This window comes from Aquibacillus albus (genome assembly GCF_016908325.1).
GTDB classification, from domain to species: domain Bacteria; phylum Bacillota; class Bacilli; order Bacillales; family Amphibacillaceae; genus Aquibacillus_A; species Aquibacillus_A albus.
The window spans coordinates 141905-166400 of the sequence record NZ_JAFBDR010000007.1; the positions used below are offsets into that span (position 1 = coordinate 141905).

General features: G+C 37.0%; 26 protein-coding genes. 12 read left to right on the forward strand and 14 right to left on the reverse strand.

The window, feature by feature from the left end; genetic code table 11:
• Window positions 1–70: 70 nt before the first annotated feature.
• Together fni and JOC48_RS08335 are read right to left on the reverse strand one after the other, a co-directional pair.
• Window positions 71–1102, reverse strand: a complete 1032-nt coding sequence (fni, locus tag JOC48_RS08330) for a type 2 isopentenyl-diphosphate Delta-isomerase (RefSeq protein ID WP_204498669.1) — start codon at window positions 1100–1102, stop codon at window positions 71–73.
• 149 nt (window positions 1103–1251) lie between these two features.
• Complete coding sequence (locus JOC48_RS08335) at window positions 1252–1458, reverse strand: hypothetical protein (protein ID WP_239584257.1); 207 nt, start codon at window positions 1456–1458, stop codon at window positions 1252–1254.
• A gap of 112 nt (window positions 1459–1570) precedes the next feature.
• Here JOC48_RS08335 and pepT point away from each other — a divergent pair, with 112 nt between their 5' ends.
• Complete coding sequence (gene pepT / locus JOC48_RS08340; RefSeq protein WP_204498672.1) at window positions 1571–2803, forward strand: peptidase T; 1233 nt, start codon at window positions 1571–1573, stop codon at window positions 2801–2803.
• A 224-nt stretch (window positions 2804–3027) separates the two neighbouring features.
• A complete protein-coding gene (locus JOC48_RS08345; RefSeq protein WP_204498673.1) occupies window positions 3028–3555 on the forward strand; it encodes an HD domain-containing protein in 528 nt (175 codons plus the stop codon).
• A 165-nt stretch (window positions 3556–3720) separates the two neighbouring features.
• Here JOC48_RS08345 and JOC48_RS08350 read toward each other — a convergent pair whose 3' ends face one another.
• Window positions 3721–3879 (reverse strand): hypothetical protein, encoded by a 159-nt coding sequence (locus tag JOC48_RS08350; protein ID WP_204498674.1) that lies wholly within the window; start codon window positions 3877–3879, stop codon window positions 3721–3723.
• Window positions 3880–4163: 284 nt separating this feature from the next.
• Between JOC48_RS08350 and JOC48_RS08355 the strand changes: the two genes are divergently transcribed.
• Window positions 4164–4619 carry a VOC family protein gene (locus JOC48_RS08355; protein WP_204498675.1) on the forward strand — a complete coding sequence of 152 codons (456 nt, stop codon included), beginning with the start codon at window positions 4164–4166 and terminating at the stop codon, window positions 4617–4619.
• A gap of 170 nt (window positions 4620–4789) precedes the next feature.
• Here the strand turns inward: JOC48_RS08355 and JOC48_RS08360 are convergent, their stop codons facing one another.
• The 4 genes from JOC48_RS08360 to JOC48_RS08375 are packed head-to-tail and all read right to left on the reverse strand — an operon-like array spanning window position 4790 to window position 8063.
• Window positions 4790–5032 carry a MerR family transcriptional regulator gene (locus tag JOC48_RS08360; protein ID WP_275580727.1) on the reverse strand — a complete coding sequence of 81 codons (243 nt, stop codon included), beginning with the start codon at window positions 5030–5032 and terminating at the stop codon, window positions 4790–4792.
• Window positions 5033–5060: 28 nt separating this feature from the next.
• Window positions 5061–5795 (reverse strand): exonuclease domain-containing protein, encoded by a 735-nt coding sequence (locus JOC48_RS08365; protein ID WP_204498679.1) that lies wholly within the window; start codon window positions 5793–5795, stop codon window positions 5061–5063.
• On the reverse strand, window positions 5786–6814 hold the full coding sequence (locus JOC48_RS08370; protein ID WP_204498681.1) for a DUF294 nucleotidyltransferase-like domain-containing protein: 1029 nt from the start codon (window positions 6812–6814) through the stop codon (window positions 5786–5788). Before JOC48_RS08370 ends, JOC48_RS08365 begins: the two co-directional genes overlap by 10 nt.
• The gene (locus JOC48_RS08375; RefSeq protein WP_204498683.1) at window positions 6795–8063 is read right to left on the reverse strand and encodes an ammonium transporter; all 1269 of its coding nucleotides are present in this window, start codon (window positions 8061–8063) and stop codon (window positions 6795–6797) included. Before JOC48_RS08375 ends, JOC48_RS08370 begins: the two co-directional genes overlap by 20 nt.
• A gap of 380 nt (window positions 8064–8443) precedes the next feature.
• On the opposite strand from JOC48_RS08375, the gene JOC48_RS21660 reads away from it, so the two are divergent.
• Window positions 8444–9928 (forward strand): L,D-transpeptidase family protein, encoded by a 1485-nt coding sequence (locus JOC48_RS21660; RefSeq protein ID WP_204498684.1) that lies wholly within the window; start codon window positions 8444–8446, stop codon window positions 9926–9928.
• A 63-nt stretch (window positions 9929–9991) separates the two neighbouring features.
• The gene (locus JOC48_RS08385) at window positions 9992–10717 is read left to right on the forward strand and encodes a hypothetical protein (RefSeq protein WP_204498687.1); all 726 of its coding nucleotides are present in this window, start codon (window positions 9992–9994) and stop codon (window positions 10715–10717) included.
• 79 nt (window positions 10718–10796) lie between these two features.
• Here the strand turns inward: JOC48_RS08385 and JOC48_RS08390 are convergent, their stop codons facing one another.
• On the reverse strand, window positions 10797–11009 hold the full coding sequence (locus tag JOC48_RS08390) for a CDGSH iron-sulfur domain-containing protein (protein WP_204498689.1): 213 nt from the start codon (window positions 11007–11009) through the stop codon (window positions 10797–10799).
• Between the two features lie 213 nt (window positions 11010–11222).
• On the opposite strand from JOC48_RS08390, the gene JOC48_RS08395 reads away from it, so the two are divergent.
• Complete coding sequence (locus JOC48_RS08395; RefSeq protein ID WP_204498738.1) at window positions 11223–11591, forward strand: carboxymuconolactone decarboxylase family protein; 369 nt, start codon at window positions 11223–11225, stop codon at window positions 11589–11591.
• Between the two features lie 277 nt (window positions 11592–11868).
• Here JOC48_RS08395 and metA read toward each other — a convergent pair whose 3' ends face one another.
• A complete protein-coding gene (gene metA / locus JOC48_RS08400; protein ID WP_204498691.1) occupies window positions 11869–12774 on the reverse strand; it encodes a homoserine O-acetyltransferase MetA in 906 nt (301 codons plus the stop codon).
• A gap of 196 nt (window positions 12775–12970) precedes the next feature.
• A complete protein-coding gene (locus JOC48_RS08405) occupies window positions 12971–13594 on the reverse strand; it encodes a YpjP family protein (RefSeq protein WP_204498694.1) in 624 nt (207 codons plus the stop codon).
• Between the two features lie 279 nt (window positions 13595–13873).
• On the opposite strand from JOC48_RS08405, the gene JOC48_RS08410 reads away from it, so the two are divergent.
• Complete coding sequence (locus tag JOC48_RS08410) at window positions 13874–14707, forward strand: alpha/beta hydrolase (protein ID WP_204498697.1); 834 nt, start codon at window positions 13874–13876, stop codon at window positions 14705–14707.
• A gap of 307 nt (window positions 14708–15014) precedes the next feature.
• Here JOC48_RS08410 and JOC48_RS08415 read toward each other — a convergent pair whose 3' ends face one another.
• Window positions 15015–15938 (reverse strand): AEC family transporter, encoded by a 924-nt coding sequence (locus tag JOC48_RS08415; protein ID WP_204498698.1) that lies wholly within the window; start codon window positions 15936–15938, stop codon window positions 15015–15017.
• Between the two features lie 84 nt (window positions 15939–16022).
• The gene (locus JOC48_RS08420; RefSeq protein WP_204498700.1) at window positions 16023–16775 is read right to left on the reverse strand and encodes an HpcH/HpaI aldolase family protein; all 753 of its coding nucleotides are present in this window, start codon (window positions 16773–16775) and stop codon (window positions 16023–16025) included.
• Between the two features lie 130 nt (window positions 16776–16905).
• Between JOC48_RS08420 and JOC48_RS08425 the strand changes: the two genes are divergently transcribed.
• Complete coding sequence (locus tag JOC48_RS08425; RefSeq protein WP_338024250.1) at window positions 16906–17730, forward strand: MBL fold metallo-hydrolase; 825 nt, start codon at window positions 16906–16908, stop codon at window positions 17728–17730.
• A 53-nt stretch (window positions 17731–17783) separates the two neighbouring features.
• Here JOC48_RS08425 and JOC48_RS08430 read toward each other — a convergent pair whose 3' ends face one another.
• Window positions 17784–19205 (reverse strand): DHA2 family efflux MFS transporter permease subunit, encoded by a 1422-nt coding sequence (locus JOC48_RS08430; RefSeq protein ID WP_204498703.1) that lies wholly within the window; start codon window positions 19203–19205, stop codon window positions 17784–17786.
• A gap of 420 nt (window positions 19206–19625) precedes the next feature.
• On the opposite strand from JOC48_RS08430, the gene JOC48_RS08435 reads away from it, so the two are divergent.
• The 4 genes from JOC48_RS08435 (at window position 19626) to JOC48_RS08450 (ending at window position 23683) form a co-directional block, all read left to right on the forward strand.
• The gene (locus JOC48_RS08435) at window positions 19626–20687 is read left to right on the forward strand and encodes an NAD(P)/FAD-dependent oxidoreductase (protein WP_204498704.1); all 1062 of its coding nucleotides are present in this window, start codon (window positions 19626–19628) and stop codon (window positions 20685–20687) included.
• Window positions 20688–20955: 268 nt separating this feature from the next.
• Window positions 20956–21924, forward strand: coding sequence for a bile acid:sodium symporter family protein (locus JOC48_RS08440; protein WP_204498705.1), 969 nt, complete (start codon window positions 20956–20958; stop codon window positions 21922–21924).
• Window positions 21925–22129: 205 nt separating this feature from the next.
• The gene (locus tag JOC48_RS08445) at window positions 22130–23302 is read left to right on the forward strand and encodes an MFS transporter (RefSeq protein ID WP_338024251.1); all 1173 of its coding nucleotides are present in this window, start codon (window positions 22130–22132) and stop codon (window positions 23300–23302) included.
• Between the two features lie 234 nt (window positions 23303–23536).
• The gene (locus JOC48_RS08450; RefSeq protein WP_204498708.1) at window positions 23537–23683 is read left to right on the forward strand and encodes a BH0509 family protein; all 147 of its coding nucleotides are present in this window, start codon (window positions 23537–23539) and stop codon (window positions 23681–23683) included.
• Window positions 23684–23825: 142 nt separating this feature from the next.
• Here JOC48_RS08450 and JOC48_RS08455 read toward each other — a convergent pair whose 3' ends face one another.
• The gene (locus tag JOC48_RS08455; protein ID WP_204498710.1) at window positions 23826–24485 is read right to left on the reverse strand and encodes a DUF3889 domain-containing protein; all 660 of its coding nucleotides are present in this window, start codon (window positions 24483–24485) and stop codon (window positions 23826–23828) included.
• Between the last annotated feature and the right edge of the window lie 11 nt (window positions 24486–24496).

Genomic DNA, 24496 nt, shown 5'->3' on the forward strand with positions numbered 1-24496 from the left:
GGGATTGTTGTGTTTAGGCTGTGTTAAAAATGCGTATAAAAAAATCAGAAACAGGAATTCCCATTTCTGATTACTCTATTTTGCTTATACGGTTGGTATCCTTCAACTCTGAAATTGTACTCGTACCAATTCCAAACATCGCCATTCTTAACTCCAGCTCTCTCGTTTCAAACACTTCCAGTAAACTCTCTACAGAATGTGTTGCTTCTTTAAGAATAGACCGACCAAACCCAACCAAATCCGCACCTAATGCAATTGCCTTTGCCGCTTGAACGCCATTCGTCATCCCACCACTAGCAACGATAGGTTGATTTACTTTCTCTTCTCGAATCGAGACAACACAATCTGCTGTTGGGATCCCCCATTCCGTAAAGGCTTCAGCAGCAACCTTTTTTATTGGTTGGTTAGAACGCAGCTTTTCAACCTGACTCCATGAAGTACCACCTGCTCCAGCAACATCAAGAAATGCTATACCTACATCGCCAAGCTTTTTAGCAATACTTCCATCAATCCCCCAACCAACTTCCTTCACTCCGACTGGTACTTCCAGCTGCTGACACAGTTTCTCGATCTTTACTAAAAGGGATTTAAAATTTGTATTTCCATCTGCCTGTACAACCTCTTGAATACTATTTAAATGCAGAACCAATGCATCTGCATCCGTTATATCAATAATTTGTTTACATTCGTCCACACTAAACCCATAATTCAATTGCACTGCACCTAAGTTTGCAATAACCATTGTATTTGGTGCATATTTTCGAACCTGGAAGGAAGGGCGATACTCCTTGCTTTCAATTAATGCTCTCGTTGATCCTAACGCAAATGTCCACCCTTTTTCCTCTGCAGCAGTTGCTAAATTACGGTTAATGGTTTCAGCTAGCTCTGCACCTCCAGTCATGGAGCTGATTAAAAACGGTGTGCGAAGTTCTCTATTCAAAAATGCTGTATTTAACTTAATTTCATCAAAATCAATCTCTGGTAAAGCATTGTGAATAAAACGAAATTTTTCAAATCCAGTTGTAATGTTTTCACCAGTGACCTTCTCATTCAGGTTTATCCGAATATGTTCCGATTTACGTTTGTTAATAGAATCTGCCATGTTATATCTCCTTAAAGGTTTCCAATTGTGTAATCCTAATGGTACGTGCTATTTCTATTATGTACCTCTTATCTTTATTCTATATTATATAGTGAGTCAACAGAAATAAGAGGCATGGTGCTCTCCCCCATGCCTCTTATCAGATTAAATTATGAATTATTATCTACTTGCTCAATTTCTTTATCTGCTATAAACTCGTTCGCTTCCTCCATTACTTTATGCTCGTTAACCGAGTCTCCGGTATAACGATCCACCGTTTCTAAGGGATGCTCTGGATCAACCTCCGTTTGGATGCCCATTCCCTCAATGGAGTTTCTTTTTGTTTTCGACTTGAAGCTACTTTTCTCTTTTCCCAACATAATCACCTCATTGCTAGCTTTTGTTATTTGCACATTTTCATTCGATACTTTTTGCTTTCTAAATATGCTAAGATTAACGCAAGAACCCTATAATGGAGTTGAGTGACAAATGAAAAATGACATGATTAAACGATTTACTACTTATGTAAAAGTTGATACACAATCGAACGAAAATAACGAAGCTTGCCCTTCCACTCCTGGACAGCTGACACTGGCAAAAATGCTAGTGGAGGAATTAAAGGAAATTGGCATGAAAGAGGTAACGATTGATGAAAATGGATATGTTTTTGCAACACTTCCCGCTAACACCGATAAAGAAGTGCCAACAATTGGTTTTTTAGCGCACGTCGATACAGCCACAGACTTCACCGGGAAAAATGTCCAACCACAGATTATCAATCGTTATGACGGGGGCGACATTACTTTGAATGAAAAGCTTAAGGTCGTATTGTCGCCAAAAGATTACCCAGAGCTATCTAACTATGAGGGACAGACGTTAATAACAACTGACGGTACTACCTTATTAGGCGCAGATAACAAAGCCGGAATTACAGAGATTATGACAGCTATGATTTATTTAATCAATCATCCAGAAATCAAGCACGGAAAAATACGTGTCGCCTTTACTCCTGATGAAGAAATTGGACGAGGTCCTCATAAATTTGATGTAAATGCATTTGACGCAGCCTTTGCCTATACTGTTGACGGTGGTCCTCTTGGCGAGCTTCAATACGAAAGCTTTCATGCAGCAGCTGCAAAAATTACGATAAAAGGTAACAATGTACATCCAGGTACTGCAAAGAATAAGATGGTAAACTCCACGAAAATCGCCATGAAATTACATAACAAACTACCTGTTGAAGCAGCACCAGAGTACACAGAGAAGTATGAAGGATTTTACCATTTACTCTCATTTGAAGGTGATGTGGAACAAACAAATTTATATTATATTATTCGTGATCATGATCGTGAAAAGTTTAATGCAAAAAAAGCCAAGATGGAAGGAATCGTTGATGAGCTTCAACAAATTCACGGGAAAGAAAATATTGTTTTAGAGATGAAGGACCAATATTATAATATGAAAGAGAAAATTGAGCCAGTAAAGGAGATTGTCGATATAGCATATGATGCAATGAAAACCTTAGGAATTGAGCCACTCGTAAAACCGATTCGCGGAGGCACCGATGGTTCTCAGCTGTCATTTATGGGATTACCAACTCCTAACCTATTTACTGGAGGAGAAAACTTTCACGGAAAATACGAGTATATTTCTGTTGACCATATGATGTTGGCAGTTAAAACGATTGTTGAAATCGCAAGCTTATTTGAAAAACGTGCATAATATATAAACCCACAATGACTTGTATAGTTGCTGTGGGTTTTCGTTTTATGGGGGTTATCACTATCAAAGTGTCATTAAGAATGAAAGGAAAAAAGGGCATTAGCAATCATTCACTTTCATTTTATTATCATATAATCTTACAAAGACCTTGCGCTACTCCCAATCGTGTGGTAATTTATTGAACAATATACCTTTTTAAAAATAACATCAAGGAGGTGCCCACTGTGCGAAAAGTTACATTAGAAGAACTGTTTGTCCACCCAATTACACAAAAGTATGTTGGAAGATCCGGAATTGCCCATGCCATTGCTGTTGCGGAAAAGGCATTTGATATTTCAAGCAAAGCAAACGTAGACCCTGATCTTGCAGCAAAAGCAGGTTTTTTACACGACATTGGTCACTATAAATGGTACCGTAATGGTGAATGGGATTATCAACGATATAAAGAAAACGATATTCACGCTATTAAAGGCGCCGCTCGAGCGCATAAGTTGCTTGTTCGTTGCGGTGAAGACATGCAAAATGCTAAAGCAATTGCACTTGCTATCCTTCTTCATACGGATTCATATCTACCTGAAGGGCAGCTTCAGCTCAATCCTCTTCAACAAGTTGTTTTAGAGGCGGATGAAGCAGACGAAGAACCTGGTGGTGGCCACCATTACCGAAAAATTGATTATCAGGAGGCATTAAACCGAATCAGAGAACTAGATACGAAGATTGACAATATTGAAAACCTTGAACAAACGAGTTAAAGCCCTGTGGTAAAGTTACTATACCACAGGGCTCTTTATTATTATTGATAATAAATCACAATGCTTTCTTAACCAAAAACAAAAACGCCTTTCTAGAAATTATACTTTCTCAAAAGGCGTTAAAAATCTAACTTATCTATTTTAAAGTTAGTTCGTTTGATTTGATTAAAATCGTTTACCGAAAACGATCGCTGGTCGAGGTCGACGATTCGCGCCAAAACGTATCTTTTTCTTGTTAAAAGAAGTTCTGATTTTTTCTACACAAGTTAAAACAAGAAAAGTTAATAATACAGTTAATGACACAAGATATAGAGATGTTACCATACTCTACCAGCTCCTTTCCTACATAATATTTTATTGTTTATTATTGAATTCCACTATATAATACCAAATATTTTTATTTTGTAAACATATAATTTGAAATTCTTTTAAATTCATTTAAATACTTATCTATATTTTCTTATCCTCCAATTTTACATTATTCATTTTAAGGGAGATTTGTTCATTTTCTCCAATTAAAAATCAACATTTCGCCACTCTTACACACCGATTTTTTTATGTTTTAATTGTGTTAAGATAGTAATTAATGAATGACAAGGAGAGATAACTTGGATAAATATTTAGACCATATCGGTGTGGCAGTCCGTGATATCAAACAAAGTATCATTTTTTATGAAAAAGTATTAGGTGGTAAGTTAATTGATCATTACCGCAGTGAAGCTTCAGGAGTTGAAAGTGAGATAGCCATTATTGAAATCAATGGGACTCGTACTGAATTATTAGCTCCTACGAATAATTCAACCTCGCCAATTGCACGGTTTTTAAAGCAGAAAGGAAAAGGAGTTCATCACATAGCCTATCGGGTGGCTGATTTAAACACCGCGATAACAGAGCTGCAAAACAAAGGGATTCGAGTATTAGAGGAATCTTTAAGAACCAATAAACATGGCAGACGACTCATTTATCTAAATCCCGCTGATACAGAAGGAACAATTATCGAATACTGCGATTACCCTGGGGAAAGTACGGACAATACAAGAGCCTCTTCCTTTACTCAAGAATAAAACGGCTGCACCACAATGGTCAGCCGTTTATTTCTATTACCTTATTCATCATCGTCTTCGTCTTCTTCCTCATCATCCTCGTGTTCTTCTTCCACTTTTACTTTTGTACCATTCACTTAAACACGAAAGAGACACACTATAGAAGTATGTCTCATGATTTAATAACCCCTTCATTTATCCTTTAACATTGCTTTTATTCCTGCAATATTAATCCCTTGGTCAATTAATGATTTAATTTTTTTTAAACGGTTAATATCATTTAAGGAGAATACACGACGGTTTCCTTCATTTCTCGCAGGCTTAACCAAGCCTTGTTCCTCATAATAGCGGATTTGCCGTCCTGTTAACTGTGTCAATTCCTTTACTACACTCATAGGAAAAGTTGCTACATCATCAGGAATGTCTTTGTTCAATCCCCCTTCCCCCCTCTATGTGCCTACATTATTTTAAAGTAGCGATATAGGTGTAGACATCTTTCAAATTAGAAAATCCCATTTTTTGAATCGAACGGACACTCTCAGCCCAAAGTTTCGCTGTAGCGATTGCATCGTGCAATGCATGATGGCGTTGTTCTATATCAATACCATAATGCGCACAACAATCATCTAGTGTAACTAATCCTGTCTCTGGTTCTACTACCTTCGTTAAAAAAGAGGTATCAATAATTCGATGCTGAAAACTTGTTCTTAACGCCAACCAGGTAGCGTGCTGCATAAATTGTTTTTCATGACTGGCATGGTGAGCTACAAGCGTATCACTATTAACAAAATGGTAAAAATCTCGTAGAACTTTATTAATGGAGGGAGCATTGACCAAATCTTCTAATGTTATGCCAGTTAGTTTCTGAATTTCTTCAGATGGAGCTTCATCGCTATGAATTGGCGAATAAAACGTCTCGTTATCTAAAACCTTATCCCCTTGCATTTTTATTGCTCCAATAGATAGCATCCGGTCCCCTTTATAAGGATAAAAACCCGTTGTTTCCACATCAAACACAACAACCTTTAACTCACTGAACGGAACATCGAGTACATCTTTATTCTTAAGCTCACGCTGAAGCTCCCTCATAAAGGCTATTTTATTTGGATCTGTTTGATTCGGTAGAGACGTATAAACATCTGTACCAAATTTTCCTGACAGCTGTTTAACAAACTGAATCATTTGATTCATGACCATGTTGAACACTCTTTTTCTATTATTTTTTTCGTTTCAGAAAAAAGCTTGTTACCCCTTTTGATGATTACCTTTAGTTCCTGTTTTTCCTCTCTCGTCAACTCCTGAATTGGGATGAGGTGAACCTCGTGATAATCCCTTGCATTTTTTCGTAGATGCAAGCGAACGGAGAGTAGATTGCTAAAATCATGTTCAAACTGTTTAATCGAATCATACGGAGTTGAAAGCTTCTTAAACCTTGATAGAGTAGAAGGTTCATAGATTTTTTCTTTTAATGCTAATAATCTTAAGGAATTTACATACGGAAAAAATGCCGTCTGCTTCAATGGAATACTCCCTGATTTTTCTCCGTAAGTTTCTGGTAACAATTGACCAAATACTCCAATTCCTTTTTTAATAAAATCTACATTATCAATTAACCTCATGTAGAGACGAGGCTCTTGATCCAAGATAGACAACGCACTTTTCTTCACACAATCAAGCAATAACTTCTTTCCGCTTAACACTCTAGAATCAAAAAATGTTAAGAAATGCCGGAGTGATTGCCAACTTTCTTCTCCTAACCAATCAGACACTTGCTTCTTCCAATCCTTCAGTGATAGACACCACATTGGGTTGGAGGCCATTACATTCCCGTCACAAAGTTCATAACCAACTTCAAACAACCCATTTTTGACCTCTTCACCTAACGTTAAAAAGTATGGTTCACATTCTTTATCACCTTCATAAATAATGCCGTGGTCTTGGTCACTCCAGATCGATTGTTCAAATCGACCAGCACTACCCATTAAAAAGAAAGCAAAGGGAGCAGGAGGATCCCCCCACTCACTTTGCACCTTTTTTATGGCTAATTGAAATGTTCTTTTCATTACATCATCATGAAACTCATTCAGCTTTTGATGATCAGTCGCTACATTTCTTATTTGTTCAGATCGCCGAATCTTTAATTCCTTATAGCTATTCAAATTGGAATCAATCCTTTTTGAGTCAACAGTTGCCTTATTAAGCACCTGCTTTTTCATTTGGATTTGGAATATTTTCTGGGTATCCATATCCACCATGTTCACTCATATCAAGACCAATAATCTCTTCTTCTTCTGTAACACGAATACCACCCATAACTTTATCCATTACCTTTAAGATGATAAAGGCTACAACGAATGCGTAAATACCACTAGCTACAACACCCATGATTTGAACACCTAACTGGGTGAAGCCGCCGCCGTAGAATAAACCAGCTTGCCCCCAGCCGATATCAGTAGAGAATGCAGGTACTGCAAAGAATCCGTTAGCAATTGTACCCCAAACACCAACTGTACCGTGAACAGATAGTGCAAAGATCGGATCATCAATTTTCGCTTTATCAAACATTTTCATACTAAATACTACAATAATACCACCAATAATACCGATAATAACTGCTGCCCAAGGCTCAACGAAACCAGCAGGTGCTGTAATTGCTACTAGACCAGCTAATGCACCATTCAATGTTGTTGGAACATCTGCTTTTCCTGTTAAAGCCCATGCAACAAACATCGCAGCGATTGCACCGGCACCAGCAGCTAACTGTGTATTTAAAATGACAAATCCAAAGAATGAATCCGCTACTCCAAACGTACTAGCTCCGTTAAATCCAAACCAACCTACCCATAGCAGTAAAACACCTAACGCAGTAAATACTTGGTTGTGACCTGCAAGATCATTAGATGAACCATCTTTGTTATATTTTCCAATACGAGGCTTCAAGATGATTGTTGCCGCTAAAGCAGCCATCGCACCAGTTAAGTGTACAACGGTTGAACCAGCAAAGTCTTGTTTACCATGGTCAGCTAACCAGCCGCCACCCCAAATCCAGTGTGCAACTACCGGATATACAAGTGCAGAGAATAATACCGCAAACACCACATACGCGGATAATTTTGCACGTTCAGCAAAACCACCAAATGCGATTGTTAAAGCGATCAAAGCAAATACCATTTGAAACATAAAGTCTACTGCTGGAGCTAATCCTTCTCCCGCAAATGAAGAATCCCCATAGAAGAAGTCCGACATTCCAATGAACCCGTTACCTTCTCCATAAATAAATCCCCAACCGACAGCCCAGAAAACTAGTGATCCAATACTTATCGTGAAGATTGTTTTGCCAGCTATATGACCAGCGTTCTTCATTCTGGTTGAACCAGCTTCAAGTAGAATAAAACCACCTTGCATAAGTAAAACTAAAAATGTACCAATAATGACCCAAAGATTATCCATTAGTGCTACTTCCATTTTTTCCATCTCCCATCTTGTGTAATTTGAGTTAACATCTCTTGTTAATTAACAATTTACCAGCGTCTAAATATTCATACAATTGATTTGTAAGATAATCTAACATAGTAATTTTTAAGCATGTTAGTTTTGGATTCGCTTACACATGCATGGATACAAGTGTGAAGGCATTTTTATTTTTATAAAATTTTTTTAGGTAAATTGACTTGCTTTCCTGTTTGTTATGAAAATATTGAACTACTTTTTACGATAAAACGTGGTTCTAAATACCTTTTTACTAATCATCTGTTAATGTTAAAGATTCCTCGTCATTTTTATAGTTCTAGATTTTGACTTCACAAATACACTATATTAATAGATTTAGCTAAAGGAGGGATAGTGTGAAGCGCTTTGAAAATCACTTGAAGAAACATCTGGTTAGAATCAATCAAAATTTATTTATTTCTAAGAGTGATTCACAGTACTACGAAAAGATTTTGCGCTATGGCAACCCAAATTCTCCAGAAGCACATTATGAACTTGGACAACAATTAGAAAAGGAAGGGGCAGTTGATAAAGCGCTCATCCATTATCACGAAGCAATAAAAGATTATTCCCCATACTATAGTAAAGCAAAACAAGGGATTAAACGTTTGGAGCAACAAAATCGTATCCCCGATTATTTCCATCATTCAACATCTTATAACAAACGTTCTGTTCCACTTTTCTTTCAAGCGCTGATTGTTTTTCTTTTATTCCTAAATCTATGTTTATTATTGCTGTTATTTGGGACAAACTCTATTCCTTCTATTGTATCAAATGTAAAACAGTGGGGTACTGGAATAGAGGTAGTACATGAAACGATGGACACACCTTATGTGATGTATATACCGAACCAAGCTTCCACAAATGAGATAGAAAAGATGTTATATGATACAACATTAAAATTAGGAAAGGATTCTCCTAATGATACCGTCTTACTATATGGAATAAAAACAACAAAACAGGAATTATTTCAACAGGTGTTTCCTCTTAAAGAAAATCGATTGACTGATTTAGCATTTGTCACTGCCGAATATCATCCAACGTTGTCTAAATCAGTGAACATCCGCTTCTTACATAAACAATATAAACCGGACGATACAGATCGTTTTTCTTTACTATACATTGGAACAAACATTGTTCGGACCGCCTTACAAAACTACATAGACATAAATGGTCAACCACCAGCTCAGCTGACGGATTTAGTGAACGATTACCCTAATAACTATTTAAGTTACATTCCTAATGAGGTACTAACTGGATCAAAACGAATCTCGAACCAATATAATGAAAAAGGTGGGTGGGTGTATAACAAGGATGCAAAAGAAATTGCTTCTATGTTTCACCCAAATGTTCCACAGTACTCACCAGGTCATTCCTCACCTATTCCCTTTCAACCAGTTGAAGTTTTTGTTGAAAAAGAAACATACTCCCTTTTTGTAAAAAGCTTTCCCTATATAATCCTTCAAAAACAAGTTGGGTTAGGCATTAATAACTCTACCCCAAAGGGCACCTTTACCATTGAAGAACGCGTGCTGAATCCAAATGGAAAAACGGAGGATATGTTTGGAGAAGCTGGCTTAGGAATGGGGGAAATTGCTATCCATGGCACTTATGACGTCAAATCGATAAACAACCAGGAATCATTAGGGTGTATCCGTCTATTAAATCCCGATATATTAGATGTGTTTAATTTCGTTCCAAAAGGGACAGCTGTCCACATAGATAATAAAACCCCTTCTATAACAGGCCTTATTCCAATAAAGAATAGGGAATTACTTATACCTAGTGTACAACAGCGAACCATCCAAACAACGGATACTACATTTGATTGGGCCGGATAAGGCTATATCCCATATTTTCTTATTTAGCATAGGATAATAAAAAAGTGAAGAGGATGTGATTATATGGGATTATTTATTAACAAAGACGACCATCCAGAAGTGTACAAAAATAAAGGCAACATTAAGGAACCAAATCAAAGTCAATTTAAGGTTGATTATTTCGCTGAAATGATTAATCACCAAAAGGAAGTAAACCAGTCACTTTTGAATTCCTTTCACCATCTAAATTCGCTATATCAACAACAGGAAAATAAACAGATCACTCAATGGAATCAAATTGGAGAACAGCTACATGAACTAAAGGAGTTTCAGTCAGAAAATGAATCGTTTAATCAGAAGGCTTTAGACTGGTTATCCCTGTTACAACAAGATCAGAAAAATCTAAGTGAAAAGTTATCAGATGAAGAAAACACCAGTCATGATATTATTGGTGAAATCAATACGTTACGCGAATCAATTGAAGAATATCAACTAGAAAATGAAAAGGTTGCTTCACAATTACAAGAGCTGTCAGAACAGAACCAACAAGTGACAGAACATATTTCAAACCATGAACAGCAACAAAAGCAAATGGATCAACGTTTAGAAAATCAAGAAGCATTAATGGAAAAAACACTTCGTCAAATGAACCATTTTCGATCCATTATTTTTGAACGCACAAATGATCTTGCAGAAAAAATAGAGGAAAACTATAACAAAACCTCTACCTATGTATATGAACTTTTAACTGGTTCAAACTTGTTAATGCTGAAAAATAAAAAGGACGAAAGCCAAAAAAGCTCCAAATAAAAGATGTCATTGAATGAATTAACGAAGTTTAAAGGGTGCTAAGTTATCGTATCGATAGCTTAGCACCCTTTTTTAGTCCTTATCCTTCTGCTCTTGGTTGACTTTCAAAACCTGTTTTCTTATGTGTGCCATCACAGAATGGCTTGTTATTGGAATGCCCACAGCGACATAATGAAAAAGCCGGCTTCGTTTCGTACACATTCCCTTCAGCATCTAATAATTCCACATCGCCTTTGACAAGAATGGAACCATTATCTCTGATTTGCATGGTTGCTTTTTTGCTTTCACTCATGTCCTCTCACCCCTTTATATAAAAGTTTACCTGCTGAATAATATCGTGTCCAGCCACACGAAAGATTCTTCTTTCATCGATGTATTTCTTACACTAAGAACTGCTAATCATTAGATCTTTTTGAACAACCCACTAATATAGGTATATTTATTCGGGCCATAAAAGATACTAGAACCGTTAAAACTTTAGATAATGAGGTGGATTCCTTTGGAGATGAACAATGAAGAAATGTACAATTACTTCGATGCATCAATTTTAGATTACAAAGAAGGAAGTAGTCGGTTTCGTGAAAAGTTACCTGAGCTAACTCAAGGTTATTTTGATTTTACCGAAGCGTGTTTTCAAGAAGGTGCTATGAATCAAAAGCAAAAACAACTAACAGCATTAGGAATTAGCATATACGCGCAAGATGAATATTGTATTATGTACCATACAAAAGGTGCAGCTGAGCATGGTGCAACAGAAGAAGAAATCATGGAAACTGTCGCAATTAGTGCGGCATTAGGCGGCGGTGCAGCCTTCTCACAAGGAGTTACACTCGTAATGGATACCTTTGATTATTATAAAAATGTTAAACATTAATTACGAAAAGGGTGCTTGTCCAAATGGAATCAAGCACCCTTATTCTAACGTCCAACGTCCGGGGTGAAACACGAATTAAAGGGAAAATACGGATAACGAAGTATCTCCAATTTCTATTGTAAATTGATATGGGGGTTAGAACGGACAATTATCCGCTATTCATCAAAAACAAGTCGTTTTACTACGATTCCAGCAAATAACGTAATAGATGTCCGCGAAAAGTTTACAAACGAAATGAAATTTCTCCATCGAAACTGAACCCATAAATTTTTAAGCCTTATAAATCATAAGGCGTTTCTTGATAGACATAATAATTCAGCCAATTGGAAATCAATAAATTAGCATGCGAACGCCAACGTAGTAACGGTCGATATTGATTATTATTGTCTGGGAAATAATTCTCAGGTAATTGTGTTGATATACCTTTATCCCGATCACGGTTATATTCATCTAATAAGGTACATGCATCGTATTCTGGATGACCCGTAACAAAAACGTGTTTCCCATCTTTTGATGCGGCCATATATACTCCCCCATCTTTTGACTCACATATGATTTCAAGTTCAGGATGAGCAGCTAATTCTTCTCGATTTAAATCAGCATACCTAGAGTGTGGAACTAAAAACTCCTCATCAAAGCCGCTTACTAATTTCACTTCTGGTTTGACTACTCGATGAGCAAACACCCCGTATTTTTTTTCAGGTAAATAACATTTGGAAATATTATAGTGATAATATAATCCAGCTAACGCTCCCCAGCAAATATAGAGCGTTGAAGTTACATTCGTAACAGACCAATCCATAATGCGGTTTAACTCTTCCCAATACGTAACCTCTTCAAACGCAAGCTTTTCAATAGGTGCTCCTGTAATAATTAAACCATCAAATTTTTTGTCCTGTACATCTTCAATCGTCTTATAAAAAAGTTTCAAGTGTTCATGAGGTGTATTTCTGGAGATATGGGTACTTGGATGTAAGAACGTCACCTCTATTTGTAAAGGGCTGTTACCAAGCAATCGCAATAACTGTGTTTCTGTTTGCTCCTTTAATGGCATTAAATTTAAAATAATAATTCGAAGTGGACGAATATCCTGAGTAAAAGCACGACTTTCATCCATCACGAAGATATTTTCTTCTTTTAACTTCTCTTTTGCCGGAAGATTATCAGGAATTTTAATAGGCATCGAACACATTCTCCCTTAACCATCGTTTAATTAAATGAACATCTATTATCTTAACATAAATTAATTAGAAAAACCGAGGAAACAACGCCCAGTCACTGCTAACATTAGTGCGAAAAAAATCAGGTGCTAGTCACTAACCACAATATTTCTCCTTAGCAACTACACCTGATTATTTTCTTATAATTATAAGCCTTTTTCACGACATCCACTTTGGAGGAGTATTTTTGTTCCAATAGATTTCCCCAATCGTATGATGATCCTCAAAGCCATCCTCGTTTAAATGGTAGTGAAAATTAAACCAATACCCTTCACCCGGACGGTTATCTCGTCTAACATGAAATTTTGCTATGTCATTTTTAGTACGAAAATCATATAAATGAAATATTCTCTCACCATACCCCGGGGTAGGTTGTTCCGTTATCCCGTAGTAGTGAAGCTCCTCATCACCAGCATCCACTAATAATGTTTCCAGTACTTCTTCGAGTGTTGGCAAGATATTTGTGATGACTTCATCTTCCACCTGATCAAGAATTCTAGGACCTAATTTAGAAATAGCTTGCTCTTTTGCTTGATTTGTAATGACATGCATCAAACTAGCATGGTCATCAACTATTTTTTCACTATCTGGATGTAGCTTGTCCTCCGTCTCCAAACGATTAATGGATACTGGAGGTGTTGAATGCTCAACATCCTCCTTTGATTTTTCAGAAACAACGGAATCGCTATCTGCAACTGTATTTACATGTGTCGTTGGAATGTACATCCCCAACGTCATGACTGCTACTAGAAAAACAAATATTTTTCTCATCCATAACTTCATAGTTCTATCTCCTCTATATATGTACACATCGGTTACTTAATCATCTTATAATAGCCTTTAAATAAATTTTACCACGTTCATGAAAAATGTCTATAAGGGTAATCGTTTTTTAATGAAAGCGTAATATTTCTTAGTAATACAAGAATCATTTTAACTTCACTTCGTTTTGCACCAAAAAAATTTACATTCATGATGATTGTCACAAATATTTAATCTTTATATGTTGTAAAATATGGGTTAGAAAATATATAGGAAAACTATTTTTCAGGGAGTAAAAACATGTATCATACACTTCACTTAGTAAAGTCAAAGAAAATTCTCATTCCCTTTATCATACTTGCTAGCTTTTTATTTTTTTTCTTTTCCAAGCCAATTGTTTCTAAAGACATGACAGAAATTACCCCAACACTGTTTGTTCATGGATATAAAGGTGGTAATGGTTCCTTTAAGACGATGATGAAGCGTTTTGAGAAAAAGGCTTGGGGTTCAAAACGAATGGTATATCACGTTTCAGCTACTGGTAAGCTCTTTGTATTTGGAGACATTGGGGAAGAAGAAAACCCATTTATTCAAGTTATTTTTGAAAACAACCGGGCAACGATCGCTAGCCAATCCGTTTGGTTACAGCAAGTAATGAAAGATCTTTATCAAACGTATAGTATCCAGCAAGTGAACTTGGTTGGCCATTCCATGGGGGGACTAGCCTCGACCAATTTTATCGTTACAAATCAGGGAGGGATACTTCCTCATGTAGAGAAGCTTGTTGTTATCGGAAGTCCCTTTTTAGGAATTGATAACGACGATTACTTTTCAAAAAACTATGGAGAAGCAACGACAGACTTAAAAGCAGGATCCCATGCTTTGCGAGCCATGATGGCACAGAAGAGTGAATTTAACAGCGATACTGACGTTCTAGCCATTGCAGGTGTTATTAACGACGGTTTCAATTCGGATGGTCTTGTCAGTTTGTCTAGTGCACTTGGAATACGAGACTATGTACTAGCAGAAAAGTATAATCAAAAAATATTTTATGACCCTAACGCAACACACTCTGGACTGCATGAGCACAAAGGTGTTGATCAACAGATTGCCTCATTTTTATGGGGATATTAAAAATTAAAAAGTCCTGTCGACCATTAATGATCAACAAGATTTTTTGGCACGTTATTTAATCGCAAAAAGCTATAATGTGCAACAAACGATTTAATACACAGTATACGATTAATGCGTAGTAAAAACAATTATCTAAAAAATGCTTATCCGACGCTGTGGAAAAATACTCGCTTTCCGCGGGAGGTCACCAGCCGCCCGCGGAAAGCGAAGTGTATTTCCGGAGCGCGTATCTAAGCTCACCTTTTGTTGCGCATTATGGGTCAACTGTGTAATAGAAAACAACAAAGAATACGACAAGAGCCTTGACTTAGAATAAAAGTTTTGCTGCATAAATAACAATTGTAACCGTGATAGCACTTAGAAGTGTCGAAAACATCACAACTTGTGCTGCAAAGTTCGGATGGTTATCATACTCTTGAGCAATCACAGCACTATTTACAGATGTCGGCATCGCTGAGGAAATCAACAAAGCTTGCGCAAATATACCATCGAGCTTAAAGATTAAAATAATTCCTAAAGCAAGAATCGGCCCAATAACAAGACGAGTTGCTAAACTTAAATAAACAGAAAGCAGACCAGATTTGAATCTTAGCTCCGCAACTTGTGCGCCCAACATCACTAACGCCATTGCTACCATTGCATCAGCTATATAATTGGCTGGTACCCAAATAAATGAAGGAATAGAAACACTGGCTACATTTAATAGGATTCCTGCTAACATTGCGTATAATACAGGCATTTTAAAATAACCGAGTGCTGCCCTTAATTTGCCTTTGTTTAGTGATTGAAGTGAAAATATACCATATGAAAATAGGAAGATATTTTGTAAGGTGAGTACGATTACTTGAATAGACATCGCAAATGGATCACTTTTGAACACAAGATCGTTAACCGGTACACCATAATTTCCAGAATTATAAAACATGATGCTATTCGAAAATGCTGTCTTCTTACCACCTTCTAATTTAAAAATCTTCGCTATGAGAATAGAGATAACATAAAGAATCAAAACAAACAGCGCAAAAAAGAAAAAGACATTACGAAACAGTTGAAACGAAATATCAGTACTGTATAATTTCACGAAAATAAAGCCCGGAACAAGAAAGTAAATATTCATTTTTGCCAATGTTGAAATATTCAAGGTGAATTTTTTATGTAGTACAAACCCGATACTCATTAGTATAAAAACTGGCAAAATTATATCTCGCACGATAGTAAGTAATTCAGTCAAACTAAAACTCCCCTTATAGATCCCTCTTAATTACAACGTTGTTATTATTATAATTGATAGGAAGCTATTTTGCTATTGATGAAATTAACGCGGAAGAATTGCATCAAATGCTGTTCGCATAACCTCTGTGGCTACAACAGGTATAAATAACGTGCCCTTTTCAATTTTTTCTTGTACAGCTTCCCTTGTATTGGCAATCGTTCCTACTGGAATCTTATTTTTCTTTGCCTTTTCATAAACATAATCGATTGTCTGAACAACCTTAGGATGATTGATTCCTTCTTTATATCCCATATTTACAGATAAATCAAATGGTCCAACAAAGGCAATATCAATACCTGGAACTTGAAGGATTTCCTCCAGATTATCTACAGCCTCAGGTGTTTCTATATGTGCCGAAATGATAATATTATCATCTGAAGCATCCATAAACGCTTTCCCTCCAAAATAACCTAAACCAGCAGCACGAGTCATAAATGCAGTACCTCTTGTGCCGATTGGCGGATACTTTGCTCTTCGCACCACATTTTCCGCATCCTCTTTTGAATTTACCATTGGAACCTGAATCCCTAATGCTCCAAGATCTAATACCTTTTGGATACTTGAAGGATCATAATCAACCCGGACAATTGGAACCAAATCAACAAGATGTGCTGCGCGAATCATATTTTCCATTTCCGTCCAGCCATAAACGCCATGCTCATGGTCAATAATAATAAAATCATAACCTGCATGACCAAACATCTCTACAAGTGAAGGAGAATATATTCCAATAATCACACCAACCGATGGCTTACCTTCATTCATGTTTTGCTTTACTTTATTTTTAAGTAACATCTTGAAACACCCCTTTATCCCTATACATTCTATTGCCTTTATTTTAACATAAGGAAAAAATTCTAATTCTGTTTATGCATAAGACACTTCCTCTAGATTAAAACTAATGGAAAAGGAGGGGAAGAAAAACGTGGATAAAAATCAAGAAAATAATCAAAACGAACAGCTTTATATGGATCATGCGGATCCTGTGGAAGTATTGGAAGACTTAGCGTACTATCGAACAGTATTAGTGAATGTGTGTATGATTGGACATCCTGACTCTGATAACTGGGTGCTGATAGATACCGCAATAGAACATTATAGCAAACGAATTATTGCTGCATGCGAAAAACGGTTCGGCTCAAAGCCTCCAAGTGCAATCATTCTCACACACGGACACTTTGATCATGTTGGTTCTGCAAAAGAATTAGCAAAATACTGGGATGTTCCTATTTATATTCATAAAGAGGAACTAGCGTATGTAACCGGAGAAAAACAGTACCCTCCAGCGGACCCTACAATGGGAGGAGGAATGTTATCAATACTATCTCCATTCATTCCAAAAAAACCAGAAAATATAAAAGGATTCGTACAACCCCTTCCTGAAAATGGAGAATTGCCCTATCTAAATGATTGGAAATACATTCACACTCCAGGACATTCCCCAGGCCACATCTCACTTTTCCGGGAGAGTGATCGGACATTAATTACTGGTGACGCCATACTAACGGAAAAACCAGAATCAACCATTGCACTTTTTCTTCCTATTCAAAAAGTTTACGGTCCTCCAGGTTATATGACACATGAATGGGAAAAAGCAGAGGAATCCGTCAAAAAATTAGCAGATCTCGAGCCTGAAACCCTGTTAACTGCACACGGGCTACCAATGGAAGGAGAAACTTTGCGAAAACAGCTACATAAGCTAGCTGATAATTTTATAGAGCTAGCAGTTCCCGAGCATAAGCGCAATTAGAAAAAACCGGGCAAAATCCCGCCCGGTTCTTGTATCAATAATAGTGATGAACTTCACCAGATTTGGTCTTTCTCCTTTTTCGATTGTTCGGATGGCTTTTTGTCCTGAACGAAGAAAGCAATAATCACTCCAATTAAAGATAAAACAGACACAACAATGAAAGCAACATTTGCTCCATAGATAGCAGGATTAGGGACTTCTAATCGTTCAGCAGCAAGTGACTCCGTATTTGTCATCACTGTAACAAGAAGAGCAGTACCTACAGATGCAGCAATCATTCTCATTGTATTATCCATCGCAGCTCCATGCGGAAGCAGATGTTTCGGCAACTGATTTAATGCCGCTGTAGCAACCGGCATTAACACCATAGACAATCCGAACATTCTTACTCCATACATTGTTGCAAGGTAAGCTAATGAAGTAGATGTGTCTAACCTTGTAAAGGCAAAAGAAGCAATAGTTATTATCGATAACCCTGTTATAACTAACTTCCTCGCACCTATTTTATCAAAAATTCGACCCGTAATCGGTGACATGAAACCCGTTATCAGTGCCCCTGGCAATATTGCTAGTCCAGCTTCCATAGCTGAAAAATCCCGCATGTGCTGCATATAAAGCGGAACAAGTGTTTCAACTCCAATTAGTCCCATAAATGTAATCATTCCAATAGCAACAGCTAACGGAAAAATAGAGTACGTAAACACACGAAATTCAAGCATTGGATGCTTTAAACGCAACTGTCTTAGAATAAAGATGATTAGTGCTATTACTCCAACTATTAAGGAAAGAACCGTACTGACATCCGTCCATCCATAGTTACCAGCACTAGTAAAGCCATAAAGCAGTCCACCAAATCCAAAGGAAGATAAGATAATCGATAATATATCAACTTTTGGCTTACGCAGCTCCGTAACGTTCTTTAGTGCAAATACTGCAATAAGTATATCTACTAATGCGATTGGAAGGATAATAAAGAACAATAACCGCCACGAGTATTGGTCAGTAATCCATCCAGAAAATGTAGGACCTATCGCTGGAGCAAAAGAGATGACAAGTCCGATTAATCCCATTGCTGCGCCTCGTCTATGTATAGGAAAAATCATTAAAAATGCTGTTTGCATGAGCGGTAGCATTACACCCGCCCCACTTGATTGAATCACTCTACCGAGTAAAAGGACTTCAAAGTTTGGTGCAATTCCTGCAACCAACGTCCCAAACGCGAAGACGCTCATTGCTGTAATAAATAACTGTCTTGTTGTAAAACGCTCGATCAAAAATGCACTTATTGGAATCATAATACCATTGACCAGCATAAACACGGTTGTTAACCACTGTCCGGTATTTTCAGTAATGTTCATTTCCTCCATAATTGGAGTAATTGCCGTTATCATCAATGTTTGATTTAAAATTGCAATAAAAGCCCCAGCTAAAAGTAATGCAACGATAGCTGACTTATTAGAGCTAGGTGATCCCATCTGATTTGTTCCCCCCCCATTCGTATCTATCTGGTCGATTTCATTATTACAATCTCAAGCCATATCCCGACTATATGTTGATCCTAATGGCGCGATAAATAGGTATTTGGAAATTGATTCATCTGTAAACGTTTTAAATATTTCAAGTAGATGAAATACAATAAATGGATAATCCAACAACCAGATTACACGATTCTCCGTTTTTTATCTATTAATTAGTTTTGGTTCATTACGAATAGGTTATTTAAAGAGACTGTTAAACAAATTTGGTGAAAATTAAACCAATAGACAATTACGCTCCAATTCGCCTTTTATTTCATTTATTATGGTTTTTTTCGTTTGTTTTTGTTAGTCTTTAAGATGGATGAAATCAGAACGATGTCTCCCTAATGGCAGACAGCAAAAGGTAGGGTGGAATGAATGAAAAGATTAGTGATTTTAGGTGGCGGCTATGGTGGTCTAAAGGCATTGAACGATTTGATTGATAGCGGATTACCTAATAATCTCCATATTACACTTATCGACCGGAATCCATATAACTCTTTAAAAACGGAATTTTATGCACTAGCAGCAGGAACCACTTCTGATAAAGATGTTCGAACCGAATTCCCCATTCATAAACAAGTCGATTTAGTATTCGGTGAGATTATACACATCGATACTGAAAAGGAACAGGTAAAGTTGTATGACTCCGAAGAAGCAATTAACTATGACTATTTAATTATTGGTCTTGGTTGTGAAGATAATTACCATGGAGTTCCGGGAGCAGATGAATATACAGAGAGTGTTCAATCGATTTCAAGAGCAAGACATACTGGGTTGGCCGTAGGAGAACTAAAAGCTTATGGAAAAGTTTCTGTTGTTGGAGCTGGTCTAAGCGGTATCGAAGTAGCTTCGGAAATAAGAGAAAGTAGACCTGACTTAAATATTCGTTTACTTGACCGAGGTGCATCTGTGTTAAGCGCCTTTGATGAAAAGATACAACAGTATGTGGAAGATTGGTTTGTTGAAAAGGATGTTGAAGTCATGCATCACGCAAACGTTGAACAAGTGGAAGTCGACGGCTTAATTAATAACGGTATAGATTTGACAACGGATGTAACGATTTGGACTGCCGGAGTCAGACCACACCATTTAGTTCGAGAACTACCGTTCGAAAAGGATAGTCACGATAAAATTGTATTGAATGATTTATGTCAAGTGCCATCCCACCCCAATGTTTACGTAGTAGGGGACTGCGCCTCCTCTCATCATTCACCAAGTGCACAACTAGCAGGAAAACAAGGGGAACAAGTAGCTGAGGTGCTTTCTGCTGTATTAAACGACAGAGAACCGAAAAAACCCAAACCAGTTAAATTGAAGGGGCAATTAGGTTCGCTCGGAAAGATGGACGGCTTCGGTAACATGTACAATCAACCGGTAACAGGTTTGCTTCCAAGGTTAGCTAAAACAGGAGTGCTGTGGTTAAATAAACGCCACTAAGTCCATTACCTTCCTTTGTTAAAGGTAATGTGCTGCCAAATAATATCCAACAATATAATCAGTCCAACTCTATTTCGATGAGTTGGGCTTTTTTGATAGCTTTTCAAGTACGGGAAGCCGTTAATGCACTCCTTAATCCTTGTAACGACAGCTTTTCCACGCCGGAATTATTTCGTGTTTCTTCACCCTCTATTAAATGTTTTGGTTTTAAATTTTCTGAATATATTGTATAATTTTTAAGGCCTAAAATAAACAAGGAGTTGAGCAAATGAAAACACTTGAGAGAATTAGTAGTTTTGTAGGAAGCACCTTTGCTATCTGGGTTTTACTTTTTGCGGTCTTATCTTTTCTTATCCCGTCTGGTTTTACTTGGATTGTTCCCTACATCGTCCCGTTATTAGGAATTATTATGTTTGGAATGGGATTAACTCTATCTGCAAGCGATTTTAAAGAAGTTTTTAAACGACCAAAAGATGTAGCAATTGGAGTAGGTGCACAGTTTACAATTATGCCATTACTTGCATTTGCATTGGCATCACTATTACCTGTCTCACCAGAAGTCGCCGTAGGGGTTATTCTTGTTGGGTGTTGTCCGGGGGGAACTTCATCTAACGTCATGACCTATCTATCAAAAGGGGACACAGCATTATCTGTATCAATTACAGCGGTTTCTACTGTACTTGCACCTCTTTTAACACCTTTACTTGTTTTACTTTTTGCAAGTCAATGGTTACCGGTATCTGCAGGCGCTTTATTTATGTCGATTGTTAAAATTGTATTAATACCAATTGTTTTAGGTTTTGTTGTTAAATCATTATTAGGTAGTAAAATTGAGCCAGGAATTAAGGCACTTCCACTCGTTTCCGTAGTTGGTATTGTTGCCATAGTAGCTGCAGTAGTTAGTGTGAACCAAACACAAATTGCTGAAACAGGTGCACTTATTTTTGCGATTGTCGTTTTGCATAACGTGTTGGGTTATATAATTGGCTATTCGCTAGGAAAATTATTAAAAATGGAGCCTTCCAAACGAAGAGCTGTATCCATTGAAGTTGGTATGCAAAATTCCGGACTTGGTGCCACATTAGCAACTGCTCACTTTAATCCGCTAGCTGCGGTTCCAAGTGCAATCTTTAGTGTATGGCACAACATTTCCGGGCCTATTATTGCGACTATTTACCGTAAACAACAAGAAAAAGATAAATCAGAAAATAACGGCGGTAATAAACGTTCCGCATAATAGACGTTGCTGATCGCTCACTGGTTGAGGAAATGTTATGTTAAAAAACCAGTAATATCAACCACCTGCTCACCTGTTGTTAATAGACAGGTCGGCGGGTGTTTTTTATTTCGGTTTTGAGCCTTTTACTTAATCAATCATAAAATCTGTGTTATATTGATACAATTAACATCAAGTTTAAAAAGTCAGGTGATTTCATTTGGAAGTGAACAAACAAATTACTTTTTTAAAAGCGCTTTCTTTTATGCACTTTGGTGGGAAGGCTATCATTTTGCCATTTTTACCGCTATTTTTACATTATCAAAACTTTAATTCTATTGAAATTGGTACGATTATGGGTGTTTCACCACTGATCAGTATTTTCGCTCAACCATTCATAGGATTTGTCAGTGACAAATACAAAACAATAAAGCGATTGTTAATTCTATTGTACTTTGCTGTCATTGCGGCTAGCTTTGGAATTTTCTTTTTTGGCGATTTCTGGATTGTCTTTTTATCCTTCATTGTATTCCATTTTGCTTTATCGCCATGTACTCCATTAATAGACAGCATGTGTATTCAAAGTTTAGGGACAAAACGTAAACATGATTATGGCAAAATAAGACTTTGGGGATCAGTTGGTTTCGCTCTTACCGCAATTATCTCGGGGCCCATTTTATCATGGGTTGGCATTGATAAAATTTATATTCTACTCTGGTTAATAACACTATTAACTATTTTCCTAATTTCATTTCTAAAGGATCAAAACCAGTCAACGACACCTGTTCATTTAAAGGGTGTGGCTGAAGTGATTAATAATAAAAAGTTTGTTGTCTTTTTATTGTTGTGTCTTTTAGTCATGATTCCCCATAGAACGAATGACACGATGATTGTATTGCATCTTGAAAATCTGGGAGCAACAACTTTATTAGTTGGTTTAGCATTTGGTTTGGCAGCTGCTAGTGAAGTTCCTGTCTTTTATTTTTTAACGAAAAAAATGTCTGAATATAACCCGTTGCTTTTACTTGGGATTGTTGCGACGATTTATACGGTTCGGTGGGCTTTATACGGGCTTATTACTTCTCCCTTTATAATCGCATTATTCCAACTCTCACAAGGGATTACCTTTGGTCTGTTTTGGTTAATTGCTCTTCAAACAGCTGTAAGTTTTGTTCCGAATCACCTTAGAAGTACAGGGCAAGCACTATTAACCTCCACTTGTTTTGGGCTTGGTGGTGCCATAGGCGGAACGGTAGGTGGATGGATTCTCGATCATCTAGGTTCCATGGTCATGTATCGAGTAATGGCACTCCTTACATTAATAGCAGTCATAGCTATTTTTCTAACATACCGTTCCTCGTTACAAAAAGAAGCATTAGCTAAAGTAAAAACTAGTTAAGTCTTAATCTAGCGTCTGCAGTACTTCTGCAGGCGCTTATTTTAATTTATAAACGCTTGATCTACAGCACCTTTTTTCATGTGTATTACATTTCCGTATCACTTTTTGCTAAAACGTTCTCAAAATGATATTTGTTTAATCTCAATTCGAGATATATAATAGAACTAATAAAGGAAAGCGTTTACAAATTGACAGATAAGCACTTCTTTATAGAAGGCTAAGGAGGATTTTAATATGAGCCAAACAGAGAGAAATTATAAAGTGAATCACTTACTAGAGAAAAACAAATTTAAAACAGAAGATGTAACTCATATGTCTGATGAGCAAATTGAGTATTTTCACTGGCTCTACTTTGAAGAATCCGTTTATGATTTGATGTAATCGTATTGTTAATAGTCTGTGTTCAAAAAGTCGACGAATTAGATTCGCCGTTTATCATTTGACGACTTTTTGAACATCCTCTAATAGTAAAAACACCAGCTTTCTCATTTTTCACATGAGCAAGTTGGTGTTTTTTTGTATATTATGAATTTTGTTCCTTTAGGTTAAATGAAACGACCCTGTTTGTATTTGGATTATAAACTACTGTACCTCGAACGTTAATCGTTTCTGCCGGAGATTTTAATATAAAATCATATGTTTCTTTTGTTTGATTTGCAGATAATTGTGTTTTTTCAACTACACTATAATCTGTTACATTATAGTTTGGATATGCTGATTGTGTGACCTCTAACAAATATTTCCCCCATTGTTGTTCCTCTAATTCAGGGGAAGGTGTAATCTCAATGTTTATGACACCTGCATCTAGACTTGCACCAAGTGCCCCAAATACTCTACGATGCACGTTTATTTTGTTTGGTGGAAAGCCCGGTACTCGATCAACGACTGTTACAATGACCTCCCGTTGGGTAGTTGGGTATTTAATTTTTAGAGTTTGGCCACATTGGTAAGGTGAATTTCCACCGACTGCAGCAGTCATATATTGATTAGCAGACCATGGGATACCACACTGGGTAACCTGACCACCCTCAGTCCACGTCGCTTGACCTTTAACCGGTTGCTGTCGACTTATATTTTGAGGATATGTTGGATATCCAAATTGATAGGCTTGCTGATAATATGGATAATATGGCACCTGACTAAACGTGTGGTTTCGCATATAAGGATGATAATAATTAGACATGTTATTTCCCT

What these genes read in the sequence shown, in the direction of transcription:
- fni (WP_204498669.1), bottom strand. Translation starts at nt 1,102, where the DNA reads ATGGCAGATTCTATTAACAAACGTAAATCGGAACATATTCGGATAAAC.
- pepT (WP_204498672.1), top strand. Translation starts at nt 1,571, where the DNA reads ATGAAAAATGACATGATTAAACGATTTACTACTTATGTAAAAGTTGAT.
- JOC48_RS08350 (WP_204498674.1), bottom strand. Translation starts at nt 3,879, where the DNA reads ATGGTAACATCTCTATATCTTGTGTCATTAACTGTATTATTAACTTTT.
- JOC48_RS08365 (WP_204498679.1), bottom strand. Translation starts at nt 5,795, where the DNA reads ATGGTCATGAATCAAATGATTCAGTTTGTTAAACAGCTGTCAGGAAAA.
- JOC48_RS08370 (WP_204498681.1), bottom strand. Translation starts at nt 6,814, where the DNA reads ATGAAAAAGCAGGTGCTTAATAAGGCAACTGTTGACTCAAAAAGGATT.
- JOC48_RS08375 (WP_204498683.1), bottom strand. Translation starts at nt 8,063, where the DNA reads ATGGAAGTAGCACTAATGGATAATCTTTGGGTCATTATTGGTACATTT.
- JOC48_RS08385 (WP_204498687.1), top strand. Translation starts at nt 9,992, where the DNA reads ATGGGATTATTTATTAACAAAGACGACCATCCAGAAGTGTACAAAAAT.
- JOC48_RS08390 (WP_204498689.1), bottom strand. Translation starts at nt 11,009, where the DNA reads ATGAGTGAAAGCAAAAAAGCAACCATGCAAATCAGAGATAATGGTTCC.
- JOC48_RS08395 (WP_204498738.1), top strand. Translation starts at nt 11,223, where the DNA reads ATGAACAATGAAGAAATGTACAATTACTTCGATGCATCAATTTTAGAT.
- metA (WP_204498691.1), bottom strand. Translation starts at nt 12,774, where the DNA reads ATGCCTATTAAAATTCCTGATAATCTTCCGGCAAAAGAGAAGTTAAAA.
- JOC48_RS08405 (WP_204498694.1), bottom strand. Translation starts at nt 13,594, where the DNA reads ATGAAGTTATGGATGAGAAAAATATTTGTTTTTCTAGTAGCAGTCATG.
- JOC48_RS08410 (WP_204498697.1), top strand. Translation starts at nt 13,874, where the DNA reads ATGTATCATACACTTCACTTAGTAAAGTCAAAGAAAATTCTCATTCCC.
- JOC48_RS08420 (WP_204498700.1), bottom strand. Translation starts at nt 16,775, where the DNA reads ATGTTACTTAAAAATAAAGTAAAGCAAAACATGAATGAAGGTAAGCCA.
- JOC48_RS08430 (WP_204498703.1), bottom strand. Translation starts at nt 19,205, where the DNA reads ATGGGATCACCTAGCTCTAATAAGTCAGCTATCGTTGCATTACTTTTA.
- JOC48_RS08435 (WP_204498704.1), top strand. Translation starts at nt 19,626, where the DNA reads ATGAAAAGATTAGTGATTTTAGGTGGCGGCTATGGTGGTCTAAAGGCA.
- JOC48_RS08440 (WP_204498705.1), top strand. Translation starts at nt 20,956, where the DNA reads ATGAAAACACTTGAGAGAATTAGTAGTTTTGTAGGAAGCACCTTTGCT.
- JOC48_RS08450 (WP_204498708.1), top strand. Translation starts at nt 23,537, where the DNA reads ATGAGCCAAACAGAGAGAAATTATAAAGTGAATCACTTACTAGAGAAA.
- JOC48_RS08455 (WP_204498710.1), bottom strand. Translation starts at nt 24,485, where the DNA reads ATGTCTAATTATTATCATCCTTATATGCGAAACCACACGTTTAGTCAG.